General features: G+C 57.2%; 23 protein-coding genes. 11 read left to right on the top strand and 12 right to left on the bottom strand.

The features are described 5' to 3' along the window. Positions 1 to 119 precede the first annotated feature (119 nt). From ileS to ACZ1GM_RS02330, 3 genes are read left to right on the top strand one after another with little or no spacing between them, the layout of a single operon-like run. Complete coding sequence (ileS, locus tag ACZ1GM_RS02340) at positions 120 to 2,978, top strand: isoleucine--tRNA ligase (protein ID WP_472677589.1); 2,859 nt, start codon at positions 120 to 122, stop codon at positions 2,976 to 2,978. After that, on the top strand, positions 2,975 to 3,508 hold the full coding sequence (gene lspA, locus ACZ1GM_RS02335; RefSeq protein ID WP_472677588.1) for a signal peptidase II: 534 nt from the start codon (positions 2,975 to 2,977) through the stop codon (positions 3,506 to 3,508). Before ileS ends, lspA begins: the two co-directional genes overlap by 4 nt. Further along, positions 3,508 to 3,918 carry a DUF3035 domain-containing protein gene (locus tag ACZ1GM_RS02330; RefSeq protein WP_472678609.1) on the top strand — a complete coding sequence of 137 codons (411 nt, stop codon included), beginning with the start codon at positions 3,508 to 3,510 and terminating at the stop codon, positions 3,916 to 3,918. Before lspA ends, ACZ1GM_RS02330 begins: the two co-directional genes overlap by 1 nt. Before the next feature lie 122 nt (positions 3,919 to 4,040). Here the strand turns inward: ACZ1GM_RS02330 and ACZ1GM_RS02325 are convergent, their stop codons facing one another. Further along, positions 4,041 to 5,351, bottom strand: a complete 1,311-nt coding sequence (locus ACZ1GM_RS02325) for a hemolysin family protein (RefSeq protein ID WP_472677587.1) — start codon at positions 5,349 to 5,351, stop codon at positions 4,041 to 4,043. 166 nt (positions 5,352 to 5,517) lie between these two features. Between ACZ1GM_RS02325 and ACZ1GM_RS02320 the strand changes: the two genes are divergently transcribed. Beyond that, complete coding sequence (locus ACZ1GM_RS02320; protein WP_472677586.1) at positions 5,518 to 6,222, top strand: YiaD family glycine zipper/OmpA-like lipoprotein; 705 nt, start codon at positions 5,518 to 5,520, stop codon at positions 6,220 to 6,222. On the opposite strand, the gene ACZ1GM_RS02315 is transcribed toward ACZ1GM_RS02320, so the two are convergent. Further along, positions 6,219 to 7,007 (bottom strand): 3'(2'),5'-bisphosphate nucleotidase CysQ, encoded by a 789-nt coding sequence (locus tag ACZ1GM_RS02315; protein WP_472677585.1) that lies wholly within the window; start codon positions 7,005 to 7,007, stop codon positions 6,219 to 6,221. The two genes, ACZ1GM_RS02320 and ACZ1GM_RS02315, sit on opposite strands and share 4 nt — an antisense overlap. Positions 7,008 to 7,145: 138 nt before the next feature. On the opposite strand from ACZ1GM_RS02315, the gene sucC reads away from it, so the two are divergent. Then, complete coding sequence (sucC, locus tag ACZ1GM_RS02310) at positions 7,146 to 8,345, top strand: ADP-forming succinate--CoA ligase subunit beta (protein ID WP_472677584.1); 1,200 nt, start codon at positions 7,146 to 7,148, stop codon at positions 8,343 to 8,345. 127 nt (positions 8,346 to 8,472) lie between these two features. Here the strand turns inward: sucC and ACZ1GM_RS02305 are convergent, their stop codons facing one another. Next, positions 8,473 to 9,393 carry a DUF6265 family protein gene (locus ACZ1GM_RS02305; protein WP_472677583.1) on the bottom strand — a complete coding sequence of 307 codons (921 nt, stop codon included), beginning with the start codon at positions 9,391 to 9,393 and terminating at the stop codon, positions 8,473 to 8,475. 204 nt (positions 9,394 to 9,597) lie between these two features. Between ACZ1GM_RS02305 and ACZ1GM_RS02300 the strand changes: the two genes are divergently transcribed. The 3 genes from ACZ1GM_RS02300 (at position 9,598) to ACZ1GM_RS02290 (ending at position 12,389) form a co-directional block, all read left to right on the top strand. Continuing rightward, on the top strand, positions 9,598 to 10,344 hold the full coding sequence (locus ACZ1GM_RS02300; protein WP_472677582.1) for an electron transfer flavoprotein subunit beta/FixA family protein: 747 nt from the start codon (positions 9,598 to 9,600) through the stop codon (positions 10,342 to 10,344). A gap of 29 nt (positions 10,345 to 10,373) precedes the next feature. Beyond that, positions 10,374 to 11,303, top strand: coding sequence for an electron transfer flavoprotein subunit alpha/FixB family protein (locus ACZ1GM_RS02295; protein ID WP_472677581.1), 930 nt, complete (start codon positions 10,374 to 10,376; stop codon positions 11,301 to 11,303). Positions 11,304 to 11,444: 141 nt separating this feature from the next. Further along, the gene (locus tag ACZ1GM_RS02290; RefSeq protein ID WP_472677580.1) at positions 11,445 to 12,389 is read left to right on the top strand and encodes an LAPAL motif-containing putative phage structural protein; all 945 of its coding nucleotides are present in this window, start codon (positions 11,445 to 11,447) and stop codon (positions 12,387 to 12,389) included. Between the two features lie 31 nt (positions 12,390 to 12,420). Here the strand turns inward: ACZ1GM_RS02290 and ACZ1GM_RS02285 are convergent, their stop codons facing one another. From ACZ1GM_RS02285 to ACZ1GM_RS02260, 6 genes are all read right to left on the bottom strand, one after another. Beyond that, positions 12,421 to 13,635 carry a DUF445 domain-containing protein gene (locus ACZ1GM_RS02285; RefSeq protein WP_472678608.1) on the bottom strand — a complete coding sequence of 405 codons (1,215 nt, stop codon included), beginning with the start codon at positions 13,633 to 13,635 and terminating at the stop codon, positions 12,421 to 12,423. An 80-nt stretch (positions 13,636 to 13,715) separates the two neighbouring features. Beyond that, entirely contained in the window at positions 13,716 to 17,408 is a 3,693-nt protein-coding gene (locus tag ACZ1GM_RS02280) for an efflux RND transporter permease subunit (protein WP_472677579.1), read from the bottom strand. A 7-nt stretch (positions 17,409 to 17,415) separates the two neighbouring features. Next, positions 17,416 to 18,609 (bottom strand): efflux RND transporter periplasmic adaptor subunit, encoded by a 1,194-nt coding sequence (locus ACZ1GM_RS02275; protein WP_472677578.1) that lies wholly within the window; start codon positions 18,607 to 18,609, stop codon positions 17,416 to 17,418. Positions 18,610 to 18,864: 255 nt separating this feature from the next. After that, the gene (locus ACZ1GM_RS02270) at positions 18,865 to 19,131 is read right to left on the bottom strand and encodes a GlsB/YeaQ/YmgE family stress response membrane protein (protein WP_472677577.1); all 267 of its coding nucleotides are present in this window, start codon (positions 19,129 to 19,131) and stop codon (positions 18,865 to 18,867) included. Between the two features lie 192 nt (positions 19,132 to 19,323). Beyond that, complete coding sequence (sciP, locus tag ACZ1GM_RS02265; protein WP_472677576.1) at positions 19,324 to 19,623, bottom strand: CtrA inhibitor SciP; 300 nt, start codon at positions 19,621 to 19,623, stop codon at positions 19,324 to 19,326. Between the two features lie 12 nt (positions 19,624 to 19,635). Then, positions 19,636 to 19,944, bottom strand: a complete 309-nt coding sequence (locus ACZ1GM_RS02260; protein WP_472677575.1) for a hypothetical protein — start codon at positions 19,942 to 19,944, stop codon at positions 19,636 to 19,638. Between the two features lie 122 nt (positions 19,945 to 20,066). Here ACZ1GM_RS02260 and mnmA point away from each other — a divergent pair, with 122 nt between their 5' ends. Beyond that, the gene (mnmA, locus tag ACZ1GM_RS02255) at positions 20,067 to 21,242 is read left to right on the top strand and encodes a tRNA 2-thiouridine(34) synthase MnmA (RefSeq protein ID WP_472677574.1); all 1,176 of its coding nucleotides are present in this window, start codon (positions 20,067 to 20,069) and stop codon (positions 21,240 to 21,242) included. 16 nt (positions 21,243 to 21,258) lie between these two features. Here mnmA and ACZ1GM_RS02250 read toward each other — a convergent pair whose 3' ends face one another. Next, on the bottom strand, positions 21,259 to 21,546 hold the full coding sequence (locus tag ACZ1GM_RS02250) for a hypothetical protein (RefSeq protein WP_472677573.1): 288 nt from the start codon (positions 21,544 to 21,546) through the stop codon (positions 21,259 to 21,261). A 107-nt stretch (positions 21,547 to 21,653) separates the two neighbouring features. Between ACZ1GM_RS02250 and ACZ1GM_RS02245 the strand changes: the two genes are divergently transcribed. After that, a complete protein-coding gene (locus tag ACZ1GM_RS02245) occupies positions 21,654 to 22,787 on the top strand; it encodes a serine hydrolase domain-containing protein (protein WP_472677572.1) in 1,134 nt (377 codons plus the stop codon). Positions 22,788 to 22,827: 40 nt separating this feature from the next. Here the strand turns inward: ACZ1GM_RS02245 and ACZ1GM_RS02240 are convergent, their stop codons facing one another. Both ACZ1GM_RS02240 and pdxH read right to left on the bottom strand, forming a co-directional pair. Continuing rightward, positions 22,828 to 23,643 (bottom strand): PhzF family phenazine biosynthesis protein, encoded by an 816-nt coding sequence (locus ACZ1GM_RS02240; RefSeq protein ID WP_472677571.1) that lies wholly within the window; start codon positions 23,641 to 23,643, stop codon positions 22,828 to 22,830. 21 nt (positions 23,644 to 23,664) lie between these two features. Beyond that, the gene (pdxH, locus tag ACZ1GM_RS02235; protein WP_472677570.1) at positions 23,665 to 24,273 is read right to left on the bottom strand and encodes a pyridoxamine 5'-phosphate oxidase; all 609 of its coding nucleotides are present in this window, start codon (positions 24,271 to 24,273) and stop codon (positions 23,665 to 23,667) included. 82 nt (positions 24,274 to 24,355) lie between these two features. On the opposite strand from pdxH, the gene ACZ1GM_RS02230 reads away from it, so the two are divergent. Then, positions 24,356 to 25,294 carry a DnaJ C-terminal domain-containing protein gene (locus tag ACZ1GM_RS02230; protein WP_472677569.1) on the top strand — a complete coding sequence of 313 codons (939 nt, stop codon included), beginning with the start codon at positions 24,356 to 24,358 and terminating at the stop codon, positions 25,292 to 25,294.

Below are 25,294 nucleotides of genomic sequence, written 5' to 3'. Positions count from 1 at the left end.
CTTGCAAGACTACGCATCGCAGAGCATTTGCCCATCTGCATATCGTATAGCTCGCCATGCAGAATTCGAGCATTTGGGCGCTGGAGAAACATCATTCTATCCGCTAGGCATCGCCGCGCATGACACAGCAGCGCGACTATAGAGACACCGTCTTCCTGCCGAAGACCGATTTTCCCATGAAGGCCGGCTTGCCTCAGAAAGAGCCAGGCATTCTGAAGCAGTGGCAGGATGAGAAGGTGTATGAGCAGCTGCGCAAGGAACGCGCGGGCCGCCCGAAATTCATTTATCACGACGGCCCGCCTTACGCGAATGGCGACATGCATATCGGCCATGCGCTCAACCGCGTGCTGAAAGACATGGTCATCCGCAGCCAGACTTTGCTGGGCAAAGACGTGCCGTTTGTTCCCGGCTGGGATTGCCACGGTCTGCCGATCGAATGGAAAGTCGAAGAGCAGTACCGCAAGAAAAAGAAGAATAAGAACGAGGTTCCGCCGAAGGAATTCCGCGCCGAATGCCGCGCCTATGCGCAGCATTGGGTCGATGTTCAGCGCGAGCAGCTGAAGCGGCTGGGCCTGATGGGCGATTGGGACAATCCCTATCTCACCATGGATTTTCAGGCTGAGGCGACGATTGTGGCCGAGCTGATGAAATTTGCCGAGGCGGGCAATCTGTATCGCGGGTCAAAGCCAGTGATGTGGAGCCCGGTGGAGCAGACCGCTCTGGCCGAGGCCGAGGTTGAGTATGAGGATATCACCTCGACTCAGATTGATGTGGCGTTTGAGATTACGGAAAGCCCGATTGAGGAACTGGTCGGCGCGCATGCGGTGATTTGGACGACGACGCCATGGACGATCCCCGTGAATCAGGCGATCGCCTATGGGCCGGATGTTGAGTATCGGCGTTGTTGGTTTGTAGGTGAACAAGCCGATCAACTTTCTGACCATATCAAAGGAAAGAAATTTCTCATCGCGAAAGAGCTGATGAGTGCGTTTCAGAACCGAATTCTGGAATCACATCAGCATCTTCCAACTCTGATGATGGAGCATGAGCCGGTGTTCAAAGGCTCCGACCTTGCCGGAACGATCGCCAAACACCCAATGCACCATCTTGGCGGGTTCTACGCGAACCCCCGCCCTTTCCTGCCCGGCGATTTCGTAACCACGGACTCCGGTACCGGCCTTGTCCATATGTCGCCTGACCATGGCGAGGATGACTTCGACCTGTGCAAGGCCAATGGCATCAATCCCGTTTTCGCGGTGATGAATGACGGCCGCTATCGCGATGATTGGGGCTGGCTCGGCGCGGATGATCTGGACGGTGATGGCAAGCCGCGCCGCCGCGCGGTGATCAACAAGCCGTTCAATTCGCCCGAAGGGCCGATCTGCTCAGACTTGCGCGAAGCAGGAGCGTTGCTCAGCGCGAGCGATGATTACCAGCACTCCTATCCGCATAGCTGGCGCTCCAAAGCCAAGGTCATTTATCGCTGCACGCCGCAGTGGTTTGTGCCGATGGACAAGGATCTAAAGGCACCGGGCGACACGCTGCGCACCCGTGCCATGGACGAAATCAACCGCGTGAAATTCTACCCTGAAAAGGGGCGCAATCGCATCGGCAGTATGGTTGAGGGGCGGCCCGATTGGGTCCTCTCCCGCCAACGCGCATGGGGCGTGCCGATCACGCTGTTCGTGCGGCCTGATGGCACCTATCTGCAGGACGAGGCGGTCAATGCCCGCGTCGTCGCGGCGGTGCAGGAAGAAGGCGTTGATGCCTGGGATGAGGCGCGCAAAGCCGAGTTCCTTGGGCCTGCGTACGACCCCGACGACTTCGGGATGGTCACCGACATTCTCGATGTGTGGTTCGACAGCGGCTGCACCCATGCCTTTGTGCTGGAAAGCGGGCGCTGGCCCGAACAACAATGGCCCGCCGACCTGTATCTGGAAGGGTCCGACCAGCATCGCGGGTGGTTCCAATCTTCTCTGCTCGAAAGTTGTGCGACACGCGGTCGCGCGCCCTATGACGCGGTCCTTACCCATGGTTTCACTATGGATAGCTCGGGCAAGAAGATGTCGAAATCGCTCGGTAACACCGTCGATCCGCTGAAAATCATGGAGCAATATGGGGCGGATATCATCCGGCTATGGGCGCTCTCGGTCGATTTCACCGAGGATCACCGGATCGGCGATGAGATCCTGAAAGGCGTCGGCGATCAGTACCGCAAGCTGCGCAATACGTTCCGCTATTTGCTCGGCGCTCTTGATGGTTTTGTCGGCGATATGGGTGATAGCGGCGAAATACCGGAGCTGGAGCGGTATGTTCTCGCGCTGCTCGCGGATCTTGATGGCAAGCTGCGCACCGCGCTCGAAACCTACGACTTCAACACATATACGCGTCTGCTGGTCGAATTCTGCAACGAGGATTTGTCTGCGTTCTTTTTCGATATTCGCAAGGACAGCCTCTATTGCGATGGGCCGGACAGCAACACGCGCAATGCTTATCGCACCGTGCTGGACCTGCTGTTTCACGCGCTGGTGCGCTATGCCGCGCCCGTGCTGGTGTTCACCGCAGAGGAAGTATGGACCACCCGCTATCCAGACGGCGGCAGCGTGCATTTGCTCGATTGGCCACCTGTGCCGGGTGTGACGGCGGATGGTGCGAAATGGGATGCTCTTCGGGCTCTACGCGAAAAAGTGAACGAGGCGATTGAGCCGCTGCGCCGCGACAAGACGATCCGATCCAGCCTCGAGGCTGAGGTCATCGTGCCCGCCAGCGAAGTGCCGGAGGGTTTCAGCGACGATGATCTGGCCGAGCTGTTCATCACTGCGTCAGTGACACGCGGCGATAGCGACGCCGTGACAGTCACCAAATCATCCCACCACAAATGCGGGCGCTGCTGGCGCTTGCTGCCCGAAGTGGCCGAAGATGGCGCGCTGTGTGGCCGCTGTGATGATGTTGTGACCGAACTGGATGCCGCACAATGACCCCAATCATGCGCAACCGGCTGATCGGGATTGTCATTGCTTTGTCGATCTTTGGGATCGATCAGCTGATCAAATGGTATGTCAGCGGGCCGTTGCAATTGCGGCAGGTTGGCGTGATCGAACTGATCCCGTTCTTCGACCTTCGCTGGACTCAGAATTTCGGCGTGTCACTGGGCATGTTCGAGGCCACGAGCAGCGAGATGCGCTGGGTGCTGGTCGCGGTGACCGGCTTTATCGCCGCAGTGGTCACAGTTTGGATGCTGCGCGAAAAGGCGCTGGGCGAAATTCTGGGCCTATCGCTCATCCTTGGCGGTGCGCTGGGCAACATTCGCGACCGATACAATCTGGGTTATGTCATCGATTATGCCGATCTGCATTTCGGTGATTTCCGCCCCTTCCTCATTTTCAATGTTGCCGATGCTGCTATCACCATCGGCGTAGTGATCATCCTTGTCCGATCCTTCTTTTTCAGCGACAAGGATGACGAAACTCTGGACGATATTGCGGAACCTTCCGCGGAGACACGATGATGAATAAGCCTCTTTCTTTTGCCGTACTTGGTGCGACTGCGACGCTTCTGGCTGGCTGCGGTGGCGGCGGTTTCCTCGATCGTGAACGCCCCGATGAGTTTGCTGTGCAGCGGCAAGCGCCGCTGGTGGTTCCACCTGATTTCAACCTCGTGCCGCCTGCTGCGGGTGCACCGCGTCCCGCCGATGGCACTGCATCAGAGCAGGCTCTTGAGGCGCTGTTCGGCGGGCCAGCTGAGCGCAGTCAGGTCGAAACGAGCGCGCTTGACCGTGCTGGAGCCGCTGCTCCTGGTATCCGCTCCTCCATTGGTGATCCTGATACCAACACGGTCGCCAAGGGCCGCGTAACCCGCGACATTATTGCTGCGCCAGAAGGTGACGGCGCGGCTGCACAGGCGGTTATACCTTCTTGATTTTACGCTGATGCCTCCGCGTCAGCATCCTCCGTGCGGTTTCGAAGCCCCGCTTCGAGCACTGCGGACGCGCAGTCGCGCTTGCGGCTCGCTAGTCGCTCGCCGACCTATTCCAGACCCAACTAATCCGAGCTTTCTTCCAGTGCCTCAGTAACCACCAGCTTATCGATCCGGCGACCATCCATTTCGGTCACCTCAAAGCGCCAGCCCTGCTCCACAAAATCTTCGCCGACCGTCGGTAACTTCTTAAACACAGCAAGTGCAAAACCCGCCGCAGTTCCAAACTCGCGGTCGTCACCATAGTCCAGGCCCAGACGGTCTGCGAGGGCATCTGCAGACAGTGCCCCTGAGATAAGCAGAGAGCCATCGTCCTGCTCCACCATACCCGGCGCATCGCCATGGTCCTGGTCGCTCGCGAAATCGCCCACCAAGGCCGTCAGCAAATCGACCGGCGTAACAATGCCATCCAGGTGACCATATTCGTCATGGACCATAGCCATCGCGGTCTCTGCCTGTTGCAAAACACGCAGCGCATCAACCGCATCGAGTTGGTCAGGGACCACCTCAGCCTTGGTCATGATCTGTTTGAGCGCAACTGGCTTGCCTGCAACCAACCGTGCGAGGACTTCGCGCACTTTCACTATGCCGAGCACCTTGTCAGGTGAGCCCTCCGCGACCGGCAGCAGCGAATGCGCACTTCCCTCAATCGTTTGGCGAATCTCATCTTCGCTCGCATTGAGATCGAGCCAGTCCAGTTGATTGCGCGGGGTCATCATTTCGCGCACGGGCCGCTCAGCCAGCCGCACGACACCCTGCAGCATCTGTTGTTGCTCGGTTTCAATTACACCCGTTCGCGAGGCTTCGGCAAAGAGCACTTGCAGCTCTTCAGCACTCAACGAGCTTTGTCCACCGGGCCGTACACCAAGCAGGCGGATGAGCAATCCCGAGGATGCGTCGAGCACCCACACCACCGGCGCGGCCACTTTGGCAAGCAATGCCATTGGCGTGGCCATCACCAGTGCAATCGGCACCGCCGCGCGTAGTGCGACCTGCTTGGGCACGAGTTCGCCCACGACCAGAGCGAGATATGTTGTGAACGCGATCACAACCGCAAAGCCCGCCTGATCGGCGATATCTGCAGGCAGGCCGAACAAGGCCAAACGCTCACCCACTGGCACGCCCAGACTGGCCCCGGAATATGCACCGGCGATAATCCCGATCAACGTGATGCCGATCTGTACTGTCGAGAGAAACTTGCCCGGATCAGCAGCGAGAGCAATGGCTGTCTTGGCGCCTTTCGCCCCCTTGTCTGCCGCCGCCCGCAAGCGCGCAGTGCGCGCGGAAACGATCGCCAGCTCTGACATGGCGAATACGCCATTGAGCACAATCAGGCCGGCGATAATGAAGAGGTCAGTCCAGGGAAACGGCGTCACAGCACCAGTACCGCTAGCAGATTCGCTGCGCGAAACCAGTGTTTACACACCGTTCGCCTTGGAACCGTCGTATTGTTCAGCCATTGTTCTAATTAACCAATGCTGTGTGCCGGTGATCGCGGCGTACAGCCAAGAAATATCTGATCGCATTTGGAGGATGGAACCCATGAAAACACCCAAAGTCATTGTTGCCGCGCTTGCATCGGTTTCGCTGATCGGCCTGTCCGGCTGTGTCACAGACCCCAATACCGGTGAGCGCAAAGCATCACGCACGGCCATTGGCGGTGTTGGCGGCGCAGTCTTGGGCGGCCTTCTCGGCGGTGTTATCGGCGGCAAGACCGGACGTATCATCGGCGCGGTCGGCGGCGCGGCAGCGGGCGGATATGTCGGTTATCGCATGGATCAGCAGATCAAGGAACTGAAAGAAAGCACCCAAGGCAGCGGCGTTGATGTGACCGAAGTCGATGGCGGTGAGGCCATTTTGGTGAATCTGCCCGATGGCGTAACATTTGAAACTGGCAGCTACACAATCAATCAGACCTTCCGCAACACACTCGACAATGTTGCAGCCAGCCTGACTCAATATCCGAACAGTCTGGTCGATGTATATGGCTACACCGACAGCACGGGATCGGAACAGTTCAATCAGCGTCTGTCAGAACAACGAGCCGGTGCGGTGGCAAGTTACCTGGTCAACCGCGGAGTGGCGAGTTCGCGCATCCGTTCGCAGGGATTTGGCGAAGATCCAGCCTATTTCAAAGGCGACAACTCAACCGAGTTTGGCCGTTCGCTTAATCGCCGCGTCGAGATCAAGATCATCCCATTTGATGAGCAGGATGTGCGCGAGGCGCAGGCCGCCCAAGGTAACTAGGAAGAGATATTTGAATGTAGCTTAGCACGCTCCGCCAACCGCTCCACCGCTTCGGAGTGGATGGCGGGCGCGCTGACCAATACACCGAACGCGCGCGGATCACGTTTGTTATATCCCAGCGTGTTGCCGAACACATCCGTCGCGGCGGCACCGGCTTCACGCGCGATCAGAGCAGCCGCACCGACATCCCATTCAAAACCCCAACGCAATGTAGCGACCAGATCCGCCTCATCAGCGGCAACCATGGCGATGCGCAGCGCGATCGAGTTTGGCTTGTCGACACATACCAGATCGGAATCAGCGCTCGGCAACTGATCCGCCGGTACACGCGAGCCGGCAAAGCTTGCACGCGTCGCTGCGTTTAGTTTCTGCTGATTGCGCACGGCCCCCTGCCCCGCCACCGCCTGCCATACCTCACCTCGTGCTGGTGCGGCGAGCATGCCGATCAAAGGTCGGCCATTGTTAATGAGAGCGACCGAAACCGCCCAGCCGCTGCGACCGCCAATGAAGTCACGCGTGCCGTCAATCGGATCGACCAGCCAGATCAGATCATGCTTCAGCCGCGTGGGATCATCGGCAGTTTCTTCTGACAACCACCCCGCTGAAGGTAATAACGCGCCCAATTCGCGTTTTAAAAACGCGTCCACGGCCAGGTCTGCGTCGCACACTGGGCTACCGGGTTCCTTCTCCCAACTCTTCACGCTGTGCCCAGCACCCGGCCAAAGATCATGCGCAATGTTGCCCGCTTGCGAGACGATGGATTCAAGGCGTTTCTGGTCAATCATGCGTGTACTTTCTAAGTGCGGTACGAAACCCCACTTTTCAAGCGCCGCTATCCATGCTTATGCGCACCTGAACGCCATTTCAGGCCAATCGATTCACATCTCTAGCGATCGGCAGAAGCCGCAAAGGACAACGCCCCCATGAACATTCACGAGTATCAGGCCAAGGAATTGCTCGCAGAGCACGGTATCGCCGTTCCAACGGGCCATGCAGCGCTCACCGTTGAAGAGGCGGTTGCAGCAGCGGAGAAACTGCCTGGGCCGCTTTATGTAGTGAAGGCTCAGATTCATGCGGGTGGTCGCGGTAAAGGCAAATTCAAAGAGCTAGGCGCGGATGCGAAGGGCGGCGTAAGGCTCGCGCAAAGTGTTGAAGATGTACGCAAGGATGCCGAGGAAATGCTCGGCAACACGCTCGTCACCATTCAAACTGGCGATGAAGGTAAGCAGGTCAATCGTCTCTATGTGACAGATGGCGTTGACATTGAAAGCGAATATTATCTTGCCATGCTGGTTGACCGGGCAAGCGGCCAAGTTGCGATGGTCGCCTCTACGGAAGGCGGCATGGACATTGAAGATGTTGCGCACAATACTCCGGAAAAGATCACCACGATAACGATTGACCCCGCACAAGGCTTCATGCCGCATCATGGCCGCGCAGTCGCTTTCGCACTGAAACTGACGGGCGATACCAACAAGCAGGCGCAGAAGCTCGCCCGCAAGCTGTATGATGCCTTTATGGCTGTCGATGGCGAGATGCTGGAAATCAACCCATTGGTTGAGACTAAGGACGGCGACCTGCTGGTTCTTGACACCAAGATGAGCTTTGACGGAAACGCGCTCTACCGCCACCCCGCGATCGAAGAGATGCGCGATGAGACGGAGGAAGATCCGGTAGAGGTTGAAGCGTCTGAATACGACCTCGCTTACATCAAACTCGACGGCAATATTGGCTGCATGGTCAATGGCGCTGGTCTGGCGATGGCGACGATGGACATCATCAAGCTGAACGGTGCGTTCCCAGCGAACTTCCTCGATGTGGGTGGCGGCGCAACCACCGAAAAAGTCACGGCGGCTTTCAAGATTATCCTGAAAGACCCTGCGGTTGAAGGCATTCTGGTCAATATCTTTGGCGGCATCATGCGCTGCGACACCATCGCAGAGGGCATCGTTGTCGCAGCCAAGGAAGTCGATCTGGACGTGCCGCTAGTTGTCCGGCTTGAAGGCACCAATGTCGCCAAGGGTAAGGAAATCCTCGCCAATTCCGGCCTGCCGATTGTCCCGGTCGATGATCTGGGCGATGCGGCAAAGAAGATCGTGGCAGAGGTTAAGCAGGCAGCTTAGTTGTTTTGGACTCGCCCCTCGGGGCGAGCATCCTCGCTAGACGCGCGGCAAGTCGCGCCCGCTGCGGGCGGCCAGTCGGTCTTGCTGCGGGTGCCAGCGCACCCGAATTTTACACTACTGGCATACCTTACTGAGTCGCCTCTGGCTTAGGCATCAATGCAGGCGTACTGTCGGGATAAGTCAGCCAGTTTTCCCATACCGTCAGTGTGCGCTTGTCAGTCATGTCGATACTGCAAGTCAGGGTCATGACGCCGCGTATGGTTCCCTCTTTCCAATCTTCGTAGACAGCGCCGCACTCCCGGTCGCGATACGCGGTGAAGGCCGCATCGCTCGCCGCAATCATTTGAGCCAACGCCGGACGATCCGCATAGCGTTCCTGCGCCTTCGCAACATAGTTGTCACGCCGTTCGTCCGCTTGATCGAGAAGCCTAGCCAAGCATTCATTCATAGCCACCGTCGTGTACGCATCTGCGCAGCTTGAGGCATAGGATGTCGGTTCATGACCCGCGCCCATGCGGTCGAACCGGAAGAGCAGCTCCTGAGGCTCAGGCTTGTCGCTCTTCATACGCACTGCCGCGACTAACCCCTCACCGGGCCGACCCTTGTCAGCGCAACGCAGGGTCAACGCGTTGAAATAGGCTGCACACTCTTCAAACGCGACGAGGCGGAAGGTCAGCATATCGTCCTTTTCCTCCCAACCGGTGAGATCGGCATTGAAATGCTTGAGCCGGAGGACGAGCGAACCTTCCTCCTCCATCATATAGAGATGCTCAGTGAACATGATTTCGCCGTCAGGCGTTTCCTGCACGAAAGTGCCGACCATTATCCCGCCTGACGGGGGCAGCCAGCTTTCCATAGCGGGCGCACCCTGAATGCCTGTTCCCGCCCATTGGCCAACCAGCCAATCCACGTCCGCAAGCGTCGCTGGGGGCGATTCGAAACCTTCATCGCCCAAACGCGTTTCGGGCACTGCCCACTGTGCTACAGCGGCTGAGGCCAAGATGGCGGCGGTCAAACCCGCCGCAATCACCCGTCCAATTGCAAACATTGCATGTCTCCCATCGTGAACGTCCACCCATCTGCAACTTTAGCGCGTCATGCCCCAAAGCAGAGGGTTGACGTAGTAAAGACGTAGCGCGAGACCGCAATTCGACAGTTGAATGAAAAAAGATTCGCCCGCCTGCTCAACTTGACGTTTACGTAAACGCAAGCTAACAGGCGGGCAACCAATCCAGAGAGGAAGGAAACACCCATGAAAATCCTCGTCCCCGTAAAGCGGGTGATCGATTACAACGTGAAACCGCGCGTCAAAGCTGACGGGTCGGGCGTCGACTTGGCAAACGTCAAAATGAGCATGAACCCGTTTGATGAGATTGCTGTAGAAGAGGCAATCCGCATCAAGGAAGCGGGCAAGGCTGAAGAAATCATCGCGGTTTCAATTGGTCCGGCAAAGGCGCAGGAAACACTGCGCACCGCGCTCGCCATGGGTGCCGACCGCGCGATCCTGGTCGAAACAGACGAAGAGGTTGAGCCACTAGCCGTCGCCAAAATCCTTAAAGCGATCGCCGATGAAGAAGACCCAGGCATTGTGATGCTCGGCAAACAGTCGATCAGCGACGACAGCAACCAGACTGGTCAGATGCTGGCCGCTCTGATGGGCCGCCCGCAAGGCACTTTTGCCAACACCGTCGAAGTCGAAGGCGACAGCGTCACCGTGAAGCGCGAGATTGATGGCGGACTGGAAACGGTCAAACTTACGCTGCCTGCGATCATCACCACCGATTTGCGTCTGAACGAGCCGCGCTATGCCTCGCTGCCTAACATTATGAAGGCTAAGAAGAAGCCGCTCGACACTAAGTCGCCCGCTGACTTCGGCGTTGATATTGCACCGCGTCTCACCACCACGCATGTGGCAGAACCGCCTGTGCGTCAGGCCGGTGAGAAGGTTGAAGATGTTGATGCTCTGGTCGCCAAGATCAAAGCGCTCGGCATCGCGTAAGTTCACTCAGACAGGATAGGAAAACAGACATGAAAACTCTCGTTTGGGTCGAACACGACAACACCGAAATGAAAGACGCTACGCTCAGCGTGGTAACCGCCGCAAGCAAGCTGGGTGAAGTGCACTTGCTGGTCGCTGGTTCAGGCTGCGCAAGCGTCGCTGATCAGGCCGCCAAAGTTGCTGGCGTTGGCAAGGTTCACCTGGCTGATGATGCAGCATATGCAAACGCGCTGGCCGAGAATGTAGCGCCGCTGGTCGCCGACCTTATGGGGCACCACGATGCGGTTCTGTTCCCTGCCACGACAACCGGCAAGAATATCGCACCGCGTGTCGCCGCACTGCTCGATGTGATGCAGATCTCAGACATTCTCTCAGTCGAGGGTGAGAAGACCTTCACACGGCCAATCTACGCGGGCAACGCTATCGCGACGGTCGAAAGCTCTGACAGCAAACTCGTGATCACCGTTCGCGGTACGGCGTTTGAAAAAGCCGCTGCGGAAGGCGGCTCAGCCGCAGTCGAAGCAGTGAGCGGTGCAGGCGATTCTGGCCTCTCCACCTTCGTGGGTTCGGAAATCGCCGAAAGCGAGCGTCCGGAACTGACCAGCGCGAAGATCATCGTATCGGGTGGCCGCGCGCTAAAAGACAGCGAGACATTCGAAAGCGTAATCACACCGCTCGCCGACAAGCTGGGCGCAGGGATCGGCGCATCGCGCGCTGCGGTTGATGCGGGCTATGTGCCGAACGATTATCAGGTCGGTCAGACCGGCAAAATCGTCGCACCAGAGGTCTATATCGCAATCGGCATATCCGGCGCGATCCAGCACCTTGCCGGTATGAAAGATTCCAAGACGATTATCGCGATCAACAAGGACGAGGATGCACCAATCTTCCAAGTCGCGGATATCGGCCTTGTCGGCGATCTCTATAAAGTCGTGCCCGAGTTGATGGAGAAACTGTAAGCTCTTCGTCCATACACATAAGTATTGATAAGCCCCTCTCTCGCGCTATTCTGCCGGGATGAGGGGTTTTTCTTTATTTGACCTTGCTCCGAAAGGGAAGTCGCCTTCGATGTGCGGGAAAATTTGGGAGCGCGTAGACTAATGGCTACACTGGCAATGTCCGATAAACTGCCGACTCCGCCACAAGCTGACTTTGCTTTTGAGATCGACTTCAAAAAGGGTGTTGGTCCAGCATCTCGAGTGTTTGCTGCCACTCATCAGTTTATCAAGGCCTGTGAGGCGCTGGATACTGAACTTGTGCAGTCGATAGATTCAAGCATCGAGACTGTACTGGTGCTAGAAGATATTCAAGAAGGCTCAATTAGGACATGGCTCAGAAACGCCCTCACAGCGGTAGATGATGATGCTCTAAAGTCACTCGATTGGAAACAACAGGTTGGGAAATACCTAGTCAAGGCGAAATACCTTACCATTCAGTTTCTTGATTCAGATGAACCTGAACGTTCACTTCCAGACCTACGGAGAGACATACAGCAGGCAGCTGCAGAGACGGACGTGCGGCACATGCCAGACTACGCACCTCCATCACCTATAGCGCTCGTCAACGCCTTGAGGGACTTTCAGACCGTGAAAGATCATCTCGTCGACGGAGATCGCGCCAAATTACTTAGCCAGCACTTCGCTTTGCCTGAGTACACATTCAATCTCGATATTCGCTTCCCAATCGAGAGCATTGAGGAATTGGCCGTCGCGAGAACCATCGCACAACCAGCTGCTGAAATGATTTTGCCTGTAAAAAAGCCCGATTATCTCGGCAGCAGCATGTGGGGATTAAGGCACGGTCAGCGAAATATTGAAGCAAGTATCCAAGACAATACTTGGCTGCGCGAGTTCCAAAACCGCGAAGTGGATGTTCGGCCCGGCGACGCATTGCGAAGTATGGTCGCGACTGAGTATCTCTACGGTCATGACAATGAACTAATCACCGAACGCTATACAGTAGAGCAAGTGATCGAGGTTCTTGTGAATCGCTATGAAGCTCCAGAACTGGATTTTGATGGCACTGGCAATAATAGCCCTAAATGAGTTGATGATGTGGGATCAAGTTAGATGCCCCTCACTTAAACAACCCCGTCACAAAATGGATGGTGATGCCGACCAGGCCGCCCACCATGGTCCCGTTAATACGGATAAATTGCAGATCGCGGCCTACTGCGCCTTCAATCCGGCCCGTGACGGTCTCTGCATCCCAGCGCCGCACTGTCTCTGACACCAGCTGCACAATATTGCCGCCATAGCGAGTGGAGACACCCACCGCCGTTCGCCGCGCAAACCGGTTCACCTGCGCTTGCAGGCGCGGATCATCGCGCAGCGCCTCGCCCATTTCTGCCAAGGCGTCGGTCAACTGCGCAAGCTCCGGACTCTCGCCTTCACCCTGGATCACGTTGATCAGCTTGCGGCGAATACGCTCCCACACGCCCTGCCACCAATCAGCCACCGCAGGATTATTGATAATCTCGCGCTTCATTTTCTCGACCCGTTCGCGCAAATCCGGGTCCTCACGCAGGCCACGCGCGAGATCCTGCAACCCCTCCTCAATCTTGTCGCGGAGCGGGTGTTGCGAGTCGACCAGCACTTCCGCGAGCAGCTTATAAAGCCCGTCCAAAACGGAATTGGCGAGCCGCTCGTCCAAGCCAGTAAATCGCAACAACGCGTTGGCGCGCTCGTGAATAACGTCGCGCACCATTTCCTCATTATCTTCCAGCACCAGGCCAGACCAACGGATGATGCTGTCAATCACGCGGGTATGACGGCCATCGGCTATCATCGCATCAAGCAATTGACCCAGCAAAGGCGCGAAGTCGAGCCGTTCAATACCCGACGCAAGGCCACTGCGCACTTGATCGCCAAGCCGCTGCGGTTCCAGCGATTCGAGCACCTCCACCACCAGACTGCCCGCGCCAGAGCGAATACGCGAGCTGCCATCCTCAACCGGCTCTGACAGATAGCCGCCGACCGCCTTGGCAACATTCATACCGTTCATACGGCGCGCGACGACCGCTGGTGTCAGGAAATTCTCGCGCAGGAATTGCGCCATGGTATCGGCGATGCGATCCTTGTTCTCGGGAATGATCGCGGTGTGCGGGATCGGCAGGCCTAGCGGACGCCGGAAAAGCGCAGTCACCGCGAACCAATCGGCAAGGCCGCCGACCATGGCAGCTTCTGAGAACGCATGTACATAACCCCAGGCGGGGTGCACATCGAGATTGATTTCCGAGACGATGAATATCACGGCCATCAGCACCAACAGTCCGGTCGCAGCACGGCGCATTTGCCGCGCCTTGTCAGCAGTCAGGATTTCTCCGCCATAAGGCGAAGACGTGCTTAGAGATCGGTCAGTCAGGGGTGCGCTCACTCAGCGGGTGCGGCTTCAGCATCCGGGTCAGAGATCGACCGCGTATCATCGCCCGGCTTATACGTCAGGAACTTGTTGCGCATCCATGGACCCATGCGTTTCTCGAGCCCATCGGCCAGGCTGAAGCCCGCGGGAACGATCAGCAGTGTCAGCACCGTCGACAGGATCAAGCCGCCAATCACCACTGTGCCCATCGGCGCGCGCCACGCTCCATCGCCGGACAGCGATATGGCGGTCGGAACCATGCCAGCGGTCATCGCAACAGTAGTCATCACAATTGGTTGAGCCCGCTTGTGACCTGCATCGACGATGGCTTCAAACTTCTCAACACCGGATTCCATCGCCTCAATCGCAAAGTCGATCAGCAGGATCGAGTTCTTGGATACGATACCAAGGAGCAACAAAACCCCGATCAAGACCGGGAATGACAGAGGCTGACCGACCAGCCAGACGAGGAATATCCCGCCCAGCGGCGCGAGCGCCAGCGATGTCATATTGACCAGCGGACTCATCACCCGCTTGTACAGTAATACGAGCACGGCAAAGACCAGCAGCACGCCGGAGATCAGCGCGATCCGGAAGTTTGCGAGCAGCTCGTTAGCAACCTCATCCTGCCCCACAGCATCGCGGATCACGCCAGTCGGGAGATTGTTCAATGTGGGCAATTTTTCAATCTCGGCATTCACATTCCCGCGCAGTGCACCAGAGGCAATATCGGCGCCCACGAAGATGCGCCGGTTCTGGTTAAAGCGCCGGATCGAAGTCGGACCTGAGCCGAAGGAGATGTCCGCAATCGTGCCCAATGGCACCGACCCACCTGATGCGGTCGGAACAGGCAGATTTTCCAGCGTCGTCATGCTTTCCCGCAGATCCTCGGGCAGGCGGACACTGATAGGAATCTGGCGGTCTGACAGCGAGAATTTCGCAGCATTCTGTTCAATCTCACCCATCGTCGCGATGCGGATTGTCTGACTGAGCGCAACGGTTGAAACACCCAGATCAGCCAGTAAATCGGTGCGCGGGCGAATGATGATCTCAGGGCGCGGGACATCAGCAGAGATGCGCGGAGCTACTACTGCTTCGATCCCCTTCATCTCCTCGACCAGCTGCGTCGCGGTTGCGTTCAGAAGAACCGGATCAGCCCCTGCAAGCATGACCGTTATGTCACGGCCAGAACCGCCGCCGCCGGGGCCGCCCTGCGCCTGGAACCGCACGCGCGCATCGGGGAACTTTGCAAGCATTGGCGCAAGATCGCGCTCAAACTCAAATGACTTTTTCTCGCGCTCATCCTTCAGTGTAATATAAATCGTCGCCTGACCTTCTCGAACGCGTTCTAGCGCCAGCTCAACCTCCGGTTGCTCATAAAGCAGCGCGACCACATCTGCGGAAACTCGCTCTGTGCTTTCAAGCGTTGTGCCAGGAACCATCTCGATTTCTACCCGGCTGTTGCGGTCATCGATCTCGGGCTGGAACTGGAATGGTGTCTGCGTGAACAGCAGAATGGTGAGCATGAAGGAAAAGAACCCGATCCCCAGCATCCAGACCCGGTGGTCAAAAAACCTTGCTTCAAGGTAATCGTAGCTCTGAGAAAGGCGAGTTCCCAAGAAGGAGCAGATGCCCCGAAGCCCAAATACCGCAACTAACCCAACGACCAGCAAGGCTAATATTCCAAGCACAAGGCCCAAGATAGGTTTGATCGTATCAGCCCACACATTCGCTTCGCCAGCCTCTTGGGCCTCTTCTGCACCTTGACTGAAGATCGACATCGCATCGGGAACAAACGCAAAATAGCCGCCAGCACCTAGAATAAGCGCGACAGCCAGTCCTATCAGTATGGGCTTAGGAATCCCCCTCAAAAGCACCAACATTGCCGCAAATCCAACTGCTGTTGCGGCCACCAGTTGTATAATTTGCAAAGGTCTTGCTATCAGGCTCCACAATAGTGAGCCTTGATCTGAAGACACAAAGCCTGCCACAGTTATAGGTATACTCGCTGCCTCCATGGCATTGAATGATATGAACACGGCAACCCCGCCGACAACGAGCATCGCTATGATAACCAGCAGAAGCGAAAGAACATAAGCCCAGCGGCGCTTTGGACCGGGTAGCCCGGTACGGCGCGCAATGACCTTCGACCGATCAAGCGTCCAACGCAGGATACCCATGTAGCGGTCCATCATTTTGCCTTCGCCGTGGGTGGCGTGGCCTTCTGCGCGCAGGAAATATGCCGCCAGCATGGGCGTGATCATACGCGCAACCGCAAGGCTCATAAGAACCGCGACAACGACTGTAAGACCGAAATTTTTGAAGAACTGCCCCGTGATGCCTGGCATCAATCCGACAGGGAAGAACACCGCAACGATACAGAATGATGTCGCGACCACGGGCAGGCCAATCTCGTCAGCCGCGTCAATCGATGCCTGATAAGCGGTTTTGCCCATGCGCATGTGGCGCACGATATTCTCAATCTCGACGATCGCATCATCGACCAACACACCCGCCACCAGACCAAGCGCCAGCAGCGACATCTGATTGAGGTTGAACCCTAGCAGATCCATAAACCAGAATGTGGGGATCGCCGATAACGGGATAGCAACAGCGGATATGAACGTCGCACGCCAATCGCGCAGGAAAAAGAACACGACGACAACCGCCAGAACCGCCCCCTCGACCATGGCAGAGATGGAGCTGGTATATTGATCCTCGGTATAGCGGACCGTGTTGAATAGCGGGATCATTTTGACCCCGGGATTCTCTTCCTCAATCTGCGCGATGATCTCTTTCGCGTCGTCATATGTGGTTACGTCTGACGCGCCTTTCGCACGTGACATGAAAAAATTGACGACTTCCTTGTCGCGCACCTTGCTGATCGAGGTCCGCTCAGAGAAGCCGTCTCTGACACGTGCAACATCGGCAAGCTTGACCGTTTGGCCCGAACCAAGTCTGATTTCCCGCTGTGACAATTCATATGCGGTGTCGTTATTGCCAAGCACGCGCACCGATTGGCGCGTCCCGCCAACCTCGGCCATGCCGCCAGCCGCATCGACATTGTCCAAACGCAACACCTGATTGATCTGGTTGGCAGTCACGCCAAGCGACTGCATCCGTGCCGGGTCGAGGATAACCTCAATTTCGCGGTTCACGCCGCCAAAGCGACCGACATCGGCCATACCCTCCACCGCCAGCAAACGCTTCGCAATTGTGTCGTCAATGAACCAGCTCAGCTGCTCAATCGTCATATCGGTGGCTTCAACGGCATAAATGCCCAGGAAGCCATCCGCGATATCGACTTTGCTTACACGCGGTTCGAGAATCCCATCAGGCAGCGAGCCGCGCACAGAATCCACCGCGTTTTTGACCTCCGCAACTACGTCATTGGGATCATTGCCGATCTCAAATTCGACAAAGGTGTTGGAACTGCCCTCGCTGGCCGTCGATGAAATATTCCGCACGCCATTGAGCGATCGAACAGCTGATTCGACCCGTTGCGTGATCTGGTTCTCAATTTCGGTCGGGGCTGCGCCAGGTTGAGAGATGTTGATCGACACGCCCGGAAATTCGATATCCGGATTGTTGACCACGTCCATCCATCTGAAACTGAGCATTCCCGCAAACAGGAGCGCGGTGAAAAACACCAGTGGTATCACCGGATTGCGGATTGACCATGCGGATAAATTGCGAAAATTCATGGCTCGCCTAGCCTTTCTCTTGCAACTGAGGAACGATGGTTTCGCCCTCAGTCAAGAACCCGCCTGCTCTTAGCACAACGCGCTCTGAACCATCGAGCCCGCTGGTCACGACGATGCCGCTTGCGGTGACCATGCCAGTTTCAATGGATCGCCGCTCCGCTTTGTTTTCTTCGCCGACGACATAGACGAAGCTGCCTTCACTGTCGGAGAGGACCGCACTTTCGGGCAGCATAGGCGCAACCACAGTGCCTGAATTGATGCGCGCATTGGCAAAGCCGCCAGGGCGTAGCTCGGGCGCATAGGGTAGCGCTATCCGCGCGCGCCCTTGGCGATCTTGCGGGTTAATCGTCGGAGCGATTTGCCAAACTTGTCCGGTGAAGCTTTTGCTCGAACCGACCGGGATAACCGTGGCGGATACGCCGGTCGAAAGTCCCGCTAACTCCGCTTCGCTTACCTCTGCGAGCAATTCCATCTCACCACCACGCGCAATCCGGAAGAGTGGACCGGAGCCAGGGCTGGCTGTCTGACCAGGCTCCACATTGCGTTCCAGTACCAGGCCTGATGCAGGAGCGACGATATTGAGCCGAGCATTGCGTGCGCGCAACTCCGCAGCCTGCGCTTCGGACACTCGGACACGTGCCATGGCTGCATCGCGTGTTGCGGTTAGACGATCCACATCCGCCTTTGAAACAAAGCCACGATCAACCAGCTGTAGCGCCCGGTCGAGATTCGCCTGTGCCAGATTAGCGTCCGCGCGCGACACCTGCACCTGCGCAGCCGCGCTTTGCGCCTGCTGCGACTGAACCGAACGGTCTATCACCGCAAGGACCTGGCCCTGCTTGACCCACTCACCTGCATCGACCGGCACGGAAACGACCCGGCCACCCTCACCAACGACACCGACCGGCATTTCACGGCGCGCAGCAAGTGTGCCATTCGCCGTGATCTGCCCCTCGATTGATTCAGCCCCAGGGGCAATCACGGTGACCACCGGATTCTGGTTCTCATCATCTGCCGCAGGCGTGCCGGTTCCCATCACGTTGCGCCAAACGGTCACACCGATGGCAATCGCGATGAACAACACAACAATACCAATGCCGATGCGCATCCAACGCGAACGGCGCTCTGCCCGCTCAGCCATATCTGCGTCACCAAGAAGAGTATCTGCCCGTTCGGAGGTTATCTCGGTCTGATAATTCATCGGACTGGTGCCTTAATATTCATCTATTCGAAGTGTATTATATGACTAATGCAGTTCACGCAAGATGCGTTTAACAGCCATTATACCCCGGATTCGACCTGCGCAATCCGGGCTTCGACCGGCGTAGAAACACAGGGGGTCGAGCAACATATCGCGGCCTGGCGGCGTTTGGTCGCGATGGCCCCGGGCACGAAAAAGGGTGCAGCGCGGTATCGCACTGCACCCTAATTCTTAAGCGCAAAGGCGAGTCGCGGGTTAGCGGACCCGGCCACGCTGGATGAGGTTCACGACGCCTAGCAATACGACGGCGCCGATTACGGCAACAATCAGCCCAGTGATTGAGAATTCCTGCACACTACCTGAGATGCCGAGCAATGGCCCTGCGATCGCATTGCCGATGATCGAACCGACACAGCCGACAACGATGTTCCAGAAAATGCCCATCGAGGCATCGCGGTTCATGACAAGGCTAGCCAGCCAACCGGCAATACCGCCGACGATCAATGCAATAATCCAACCCATTTATTCCTCCTGTTATCTCGCGACAGTTTTCGCGCACGCGTGCAAATAGTGCAAGCATGTTACAAGAGAAATGGAGGAATGGGCAAAAGGTTCCAGCGTTCGCTTGTACGAGCCGAGGCACCTAAAGCTCTTCAAAGCCATTGATGGTTTTGATTTGGCCAGCCTATCCAATAATGCGACTGGGTCGAGCGCTTAATATTTGAACTGTCTCTCGTAGAGATCGCGATAATGCTGAATGCGCGTTACACGCAGGCCCTGCATGCCGGAGCGATCGACAGCACGTTGCCAAGACGCAAATTCTTCAAGGGTAAGAGAATACCGCTCAAGCACTTCGTCAATTGTAAGCAGGCCGCCATTTACCGCTGCAACAACTTCGGCCTTGCGGCGGACAACCCAGCGCTTGGTGCTTGGCGGGGGTAGGTCGTTCAGCGTCAACGGCTCACCGAGGGGGCCGATAACTTGTGCTGGACGTATATCCTGATTCTCAATCATAGTTTCTCTCGGTCACCCTCTATCCGCACCATTTGCGGTCGACCCAGCTGATACTGCAGCGGTTTTGCCATCGCTTAAAGCATCATGGTTAACATCTGCCTCAATTTCGGTAACCGTTTTCCCGTCCTCGAAAGACCCGTCCTCAAAAGAACGCAAGGATGCGAAGCTGGCAAAGCCGGCCTCGCAAGGTTTGAAATCTACCTTTTGGAAATCCCGGCTGGCTTCCAGACGCGCGACCAGATCCGTCCAGCGCAATTCGCGCAGGACTGGCTTCTCGCCTGCTTCTCCATAGCCTTTTGGCTTTATGCGACCCTCAAACATGCGATTCGCTATAGCTTAAGTGTGGTAAAGAGACTGTGAAGGAATCGCGGATTCGAAAAGATGTTACAGGTGTAAACATCTTCTGGAGTCCTTCGCGAAGCCTGTGTAAGGGCGCAATCGTTATGGCTCATGCCACCTCTCTCTCTTCCATCCTGCCACAAGATCATGCCGCCGCGCTGTTTGATTTACCCCGAGCTGCGAGCGAATGCCGGATCGTCGTCGCAATGTCCGGCGGGGTCGATAGCTCCGTCGTCGCGGCACTTGCTGCGACCAGCGGAGCCGAAGTGATCGGCATCACGCTGCAGCTTTATGATTATGGAGCGGCAACCGGACGCAAAGGCGCATGTTGTGCCGGCGATGACATTAGCGATGCCCGCGCTGTATGCGATGCGTTGGGCATTGCGCATTACGTGTTCGATCATGAAAGCGCGTTTCGCGAAGATGTGGTCGAGCAATTCGCGGATGAATATCTCGCTGGCCGCACACCTGTCCCATGCATCCGTTGTAATATGGGGCCGAAGTTCACCGATCTGTTCAAAATGGCGCGCGAGCTTGGTGCCGATTGCCTGGCAACCGGGCACTATGTACGCCGGGTGATAGGGCCAGCCGGTGTTGAGCTTCACCGCGCCCATGATCCGGCGCGCGATCAGTCGTACTTCCTTTATGCGACTACCGAAGACCAGCTGGACTATTTGCGGTTTCCCTTAGGAGGCATGCCCAAAACGCAGGTGCGCGAGCTGGCCGAGGCTGCGGGCCTGCGTAATGCGGGCAAACCTGACAGTCAGGATATCTGCTTTGTACCCGATGGCAACTACGCCAAGATCGTCGAGAAGATGCGACCCGAAGGCGGCATACCAGGAGACATCGTGCACGCGCAGACCGGTGAAACTCTAGGACTGCATAAGGGCGTGATCCACTACACGGTGGGCCAGCGCCGCGGGCTGGAGATCGGTGGGCAGGCAGAACCGCTTTATGTGGTGGGCATTGATGCCGATAACCGCCAGGTACGCGTTGGGCCGCGTCGGCTGCTGGCGGTTGAGAGCGCGACCGTGATCGAAACCAACCGCATTGGCCCCATTCCCGACACACAACTCACAGCCAAAGTTCGCAGCCTCGCCCAGCCTGTCCCGGTCACAATCGACGGATCACTTGGCGATAACGCAACAATGCGGATCAGCTTTGACGCGCCAGAGCTGGGCGTTGCGCCGGGTCAGGCGGCGGTCATTTATGCGGGCGAACGCGTCATTGGCGGCGGATGGATAGATGCGACCGAGGCGGTGAGCGCACAAGCGAGCTAGCTTTAGCCGCTGAGATCTAGCGACCCCACTCCTCCAAAACGCACCCATAACCATCGCGATACGTCGCGGTATCAGACGCTATCAGAGGCATCGTAGCCGTTACACTCTGCGCCTCGATATCCTGTGACAGAGTGACAAGTTCCATCCCGGCAAGTTTATCCTCGGCGCAACTATCAAGATCGCGCCCTGCGACAAACCGGCACGAACATCCTACCCGTGCCATGTAGGCCGTGGCTGTCTCTGAGTTCCCGCGGATAGAAACGCCATAAAACCACCAGATCAGACCAACTGCGAAAAACAGCACCAAAATTGCCCATGGCCAACGGCGGGCACGAGGCCTTGCTGTCGCCCTAGTCAGGCCAGTCTTTTTTTGCGTTGCCAAAGTGGGAATCTCCGTGCGACTGACGTGTCATGTCTTTTCGTTTCCCGGCCCTTATCGCGACACTGATGGTCACTACAAGCCTTGCTGCATGTAGTGATTCAGAGCCTATCGGTCCCGCCCCGCTTACCGATGAAGCACTGGCCGCGATCAGCGAAGAATCGGGTGCACCGCGCGAAGCCCTGGCCCGCGCGGTTGAAGAAGTTTTTTTAGCTGAGGGCGTTGGCGAGACACGCGCTGTTTTGGTCATGCACAATGGCGAGGTTGTCGCAGAGAGATATGCAGACGGATACGATGCGCAGACACGTCTGATCAGCTGGTCAATGGCCAAGACCGTGACCGCTGCACTGATTGGTCTGCTGGTGGCCGATGGCAAACTGAGCCTCGACACGCCTGTGCCCGTGGCGCGTTGGCAGCGTTCTGGCGACGCGCGGTCTGAAATCACTCTGCGCCATCTTTTGCAAATGCGCTCCGGGCTAGATCACACCGAGGCGGGGGATCCGCCCTATGAGAGTTCCGAAGTACGGATGCTGTTTCTCGACGACCGCGATAATATGGCGCGCTGGGCCAAAGAGCAGCCGTTGGAGGCGGAGCCAGGCGAGAAGTTTGAGTATTCGTCAAACACCACGGTGATTCTCGCCGATATTGCCGCGCGGGCGCTGACTGATAGCGAAGATCCAGAGGTCCGACGCCAAACGGTTGATGACTATCTTACAGCGCGACTGTTCGAACCTTTGGGCATGAACTCGGTCGTCTCAGAGTATGATGCCTCAGGCACGCTGATCGGAGGCAGTCTGATCCATGCCAATGCGCGCGATTGGGCGAAGTTTGGCGAGTTATTGCGCAATCGCGGAGTATATGAGGATACACAGATCCTACCCAAAGCATGGGTCGATGCTATGCTTGAACCCAGTCCAGCTTCGCCGCATTACGGCCTGCAAACATGGCTCAACCGCGAATATCGCGAGCCGGGCAGTGACACGCAGCATCCACTATTTCCAGAGCGTGCACCGGAAAGTGTTTTCGCCATGATTGGGCATATGGGCCAGTATGTGATTGTGTCGCCCGAGCAGAAGCTAACGGTGGTACGGCTTGGCCATTCAAACCGCGAAGAGCGAATGGCGATGCTACAAGAGGTCGCAGATATCTTGGAATTGTATCCGTAGTTTGGTTGAGTGCTTGGCCACCCGCGGCCAGGTGATCTCACTAAAGAAAAAACACACCTTCAACCACAGTGCAGCATTTACCGCCGAGCCAGACCTGATCGCCATCCAGTCGGCACGTCAGGTTTCCGCCACGCTCACTCGCCTGATGCGCAGTGAACTCATTCCGCCCGAGCTTCTTGGCCCAAAACGGCGTCAGCGCAGCATGCGCTGATCCGGTCACGCTATCTTCGTCCACACCTGCTCCGGGCACGAACACCCGGCTGACAATATCCGTATCCTTACCCGGCGCAGTGCAATCAAACTGATCGACACCCATAGCGCCCAGAACCCGCAGATCTGGGTCTAACCCGCGCACAGTCGCCTCATCTTCAAACAGGAAAATATTATAGAGCGTGTCATTGCGCCATACCTCTAGTGGCTCCGCACCAAGCGCCGCGACAGCATCGGCGTGTGGCTGCGGCGTCGTGTGGATTGCCGGAAGGCCAACCTCATACCCGTCGCCAGTCCGTTTCACCTCCAGAATGCCCGATTTGCGGGTGCGGAGCCGCAGGTGATCAGTGCTCTTTTCTTCGGCGTCACGCTCCAGCAACACATGCCCCGCCGCCAATGTCGCATGACCGCACAGCGCAATCTCATAAGTCGGGGTGCACCAGCGCAGCTCCCAATCCGCCTCACCAGTCTCGTCGCGAACAACAAACGCGGTTTCAGCAAACATATTCTCCCCGCCGATCGCCACCAGCACATCATCCGGCAGCCATTCCTCCAGCACCATCACCGCTGCCTGATTGCCGGTAAACGGGCGATTAGCGAAGGCATCGACATGCCAGTAAGGAATCTTTTGTGGTTTGGGGGTCATTGGGTGCGTCCTAGCGAGGTATCAGGGGTAAAGCAGCGTATCCGACCAAGGCGCGCCCTCACCCGCACGAGTGAAGCACCGCCGGTCATGCAGGCGATTGGGCCGGTCGAGCCAGAACTCAATAGCTGTGGGGCGCAAGCGAAAACCGGTCCAATGTGGCGGGCGCGGCACTTCGCCCGCTTCGCTCCATTGCCCCTCAAGCGCCGCAACACGGTCAATATAGGTTTGGCGGTGGTCGAGAGGGCGCGATTGATCGGAAGCGGCGGAGCCAACCTGGCTGACAAACGCACGCGAATGGAAATACGCATCCGCCTCGGCCTCGGTCACCTCTTCCAAGGGACCCTCGATACGGATCTGGCGGCGCAGGCTCTTCCAATGGAAAAGCAATGCCGCCTGCATATTGGCGGTGATCTCTCCGCCCTTACGGCTCTCCGCATTGGTGTAGAACACAAAGCCATCAGACCCGTGCCCTTTCAGCAGAACCATGCGGACGGAAGGCGCGCCATTAGGCGTCGCGGTTGCCAACGCCATCGCGTTGGGATCGTTTGGTTCGCTCGCTTTTGCATCCGCAAGCCACGCATCGAACAGCGCAAATGGGTCGCTGGAGGGAATTTCGCTTTGAGTATCCATGTCTCATGCCCTTAACTGCTTGTCACATCGCAGGAAAGCTTGGAACTTGCGTCTAGTCGCTGCATTACCTAGCTAACACGCTATGGCCGATCCGTATTCCACTCTTGGCGTTGCACGCTCCGCGTCTGAAAAAGATATCAAGAGCGCCTATCGCAAGCTCGCCAAAGAGCTGCACCCCGATCGCAATACGGATAATCCGAAGGCGGCGGAGCGTTTTTCCGACGTCACCAAAGCGTACGACCTGCTGTCCGACAAGGATAAACGTGCGCAATTTGATCGCGGCGAGATCGATGGCGAAGGCAATCCTTCCAACCCGTTCGGCGGTATGGGCGGCGGCTTTGGTGGAGGCACGGGCCAACGTGGATTTAGAGCTGAGGACTTTCAGGGTTTTGGTGGCGATAGCGCGGATTTGGGTGACATATTCGAGGGTCTTTTTGGCGGAGGTCGCTCACGCGGGGGAGGCAACCCATTTGGTGGTCGCCAACAGCACCGCCAGCCGCCTGCCAAAGGCGCTGATATTGGCTATCGCTTGCGCGTTCCCTTCGTCGATGCGGCCACGCTCGCACCTCAGCGGATCACGCTGTCTGACGGAAAAACCATAGATCTAAAACTACCTGCCGGAGTTGAAAGCGGCACGCAAATGCGTCTCAAAGGAAAAGGTGAGCAGGGGCCTGGTGGCCCCGGCGACGGCCTTGTGACTATCGATATCGATAGCCACTTTCTCTATCGGCGTGACGGTGATCATGTCCGCTTTGATCTGCCCATCACGCTGAATGAGGCCGTAAACGGCGCCAAGGTCAAAGTGCCCACGGTTGATGGCGCTGTCATGATGACCATTAAGGCAGGAACCCACGGCGGCTCTGTGCTGCGCCTCAAGGGCAAAGGCTTTTCCAAAAAGGGCGGCGGGCGCGGCGATCAATTGGTGACGCTGGAAATCCAGCTGCCGGATGATCTGGCCGAGTTGAAAAAGCGCCTGGATGGCTGGCAGGATGACAGCGATCCGCGTGGCAAGCTGAGCTGA

The organism is Qipengyuania sp. JB2-7, from assembly GCF_055693485.1.
The sequence above is the reverse complement of the archived record's forward strand: the minus strand, read 5'-3'. Positions and strand labels throughout refer to the sequence as shown.

What these genes read in the sequence shown, in the direction of transcription:
- ileS (WP_472677589.1), top strand. Translation starts at nt 120, where the DNA reads ATGACACAGCAGCGCGACTATAGAGACACCGTCTTCCTGCCGAAGACC.
- lspA (WP_472677588.1), top strand. Translation starts at nt 2,975, where the DNA reads ATGACCCCAATCATGCGCAACCGGCTGATCGGGATTGTCATTGCTTTG.
- ACZ1GM_RS02330 (WP_472678609.1), top strand. Translation starts at nt 3,508, where the DNA reads ATGAATAAGCCTCTTTCTTTTGCCGTACTTGGTGCGACTGCGACGCTT.
- ACZ1GM_RS02320 (WP_472677586.1), top strand. Translation starts at nt 5,518, where the DNA reads ATGAAAACACCCAAAGTCATTGTTGCCGCGCTTGCATCGGTTTCGCTG.
- ACZ1GM_RS02315 (WP_472677585.1), bottom strand. Translation starts at nt 7,007, where the DNA reads ATGATTGACCAGAAACGCCTTGAATCCATCGTCTCGCAAGCGGGCAAC.
- sucC (WP_472677584.1), top strand. Translation starts at nt 7,146, where the DNA reads ATGAACATTCACGAGTATCAGGCCAAGGAATTGCTCGCAGAGCACGGT.
- ACZ1GM_RS02305 (WP_472677583.1), bottom strand. Translation starts at nt 9,393, where the DNA reads ATGTTTGCAATTGGACGGGTGATTGCGGCGGGTTTGACCGCCGCCATC.
- ACZ1GM_RS02300 (WP_472677582.1), top strand. Translation starts at nt 9,598, where the DNA reads ATGAAAATCCTCGTCCCCGTAAAGCGGGTGATCGATTACAACGTGAAA.
- ACZ1GM_RS02295 (WP_472677581.1), top strand. Translation starts at nt 10,374, where the DNA reads ATGAAAACTCTCGTTTGGGTCGAACACGACAACACCGAAATGAAAGAC.
- ACZ1GM_RS02290 (WP_472677580.1), top strand. Translation starts at nt 11,445, where the DNA reads ATGGCTACACTGGCAATGTCCGATAAACTGCCGACTCCGCCACAAGCT.
- ACZ1GM_RS02285 (WP_472678608.1), bottom strand. Translation starts at nt 13,635, where the DNA reads ATGCGCCGTGCTGCGACCGGACTGTTGGTGCTGATGGCCGTGATATTC.
- ACZ1GM_RS02280 (WP_472677579.1), bottom strand. Translation starts at nt 17,408, where the DNA reads ATGAATTTTCGCAATTTATCCGCATGGTCAATCCGCAATCCGGTGATA.
- ACZ1GM_RS02275 (WP_472677578.1), bottom strand. Translation starts at nt 18,609, where the DNA reads ATGAATTATCAGACCGAGATAACCTCCGAACGGGCAGATACTCTTCTT.
- ACZ1GM_RS02270 (WP_472677577.1), bottom strand. Translation starts at nt 19,131, where the DNA reads ATGGGTTGGATTATTGCATTGATCGTCGGCGGTATTGCCGGTTGGCTG.
- sciP (WP_472677576.1), bottom strand. Translation starts at nt 19,623, where the DNA reads ATGATTGAGAATCAGGATATACGTCCAGCACAAGTTATCGGCCCCCTC.
- ACZ1GM_RS02260 (WP_472677575.1), bottom strand. Translation starts at nt 19,944, where the DNA reads ATGTTTGAGGGTCGCATAAAGCCAAAAGGCTATGGAGAAGCAGGCGAG.
- mnmA (WP_472677574.1), top strand. Translation starts at nt 20,067, where the DNA reads ATGGCTCATGCCACCTCTCTCTCTTCCATCCTGCCACAAGATCATGCC.
- ACZ1GM_RS02245 (WP_472677572.1), top strand. Translation starts at nt 21,654, where the DNA reads ATGTCTTTTCGTTTCCCGGCCCTTATCGCGACACTGATGGTCACTACA.
- ACZ1GM_RS02240 (WP_472677571.1), bottom strand. Translation starts at nt 23,643, where the DNA reads ATGACCCCCAAACCACAAAAGATTCCTTACTGGCATGTCGATGCCTTC.
- pdxH (WP_472677570.1), bottom strand. Translation starts at nt 24,273, where the DNA reads ATGGATACTCAAAGCGAAATTCCCTCCAGCGACCCATTTGCGCTGTTC.
- ACZ1GM_RS02230 (WP_472677569.1), top strand. Translation starts at nt 24,356, where the DNA reads ATGGCCGATCCGTATTCCACTCTTGGCGTTGCACGCTCCGCGTCTGAA.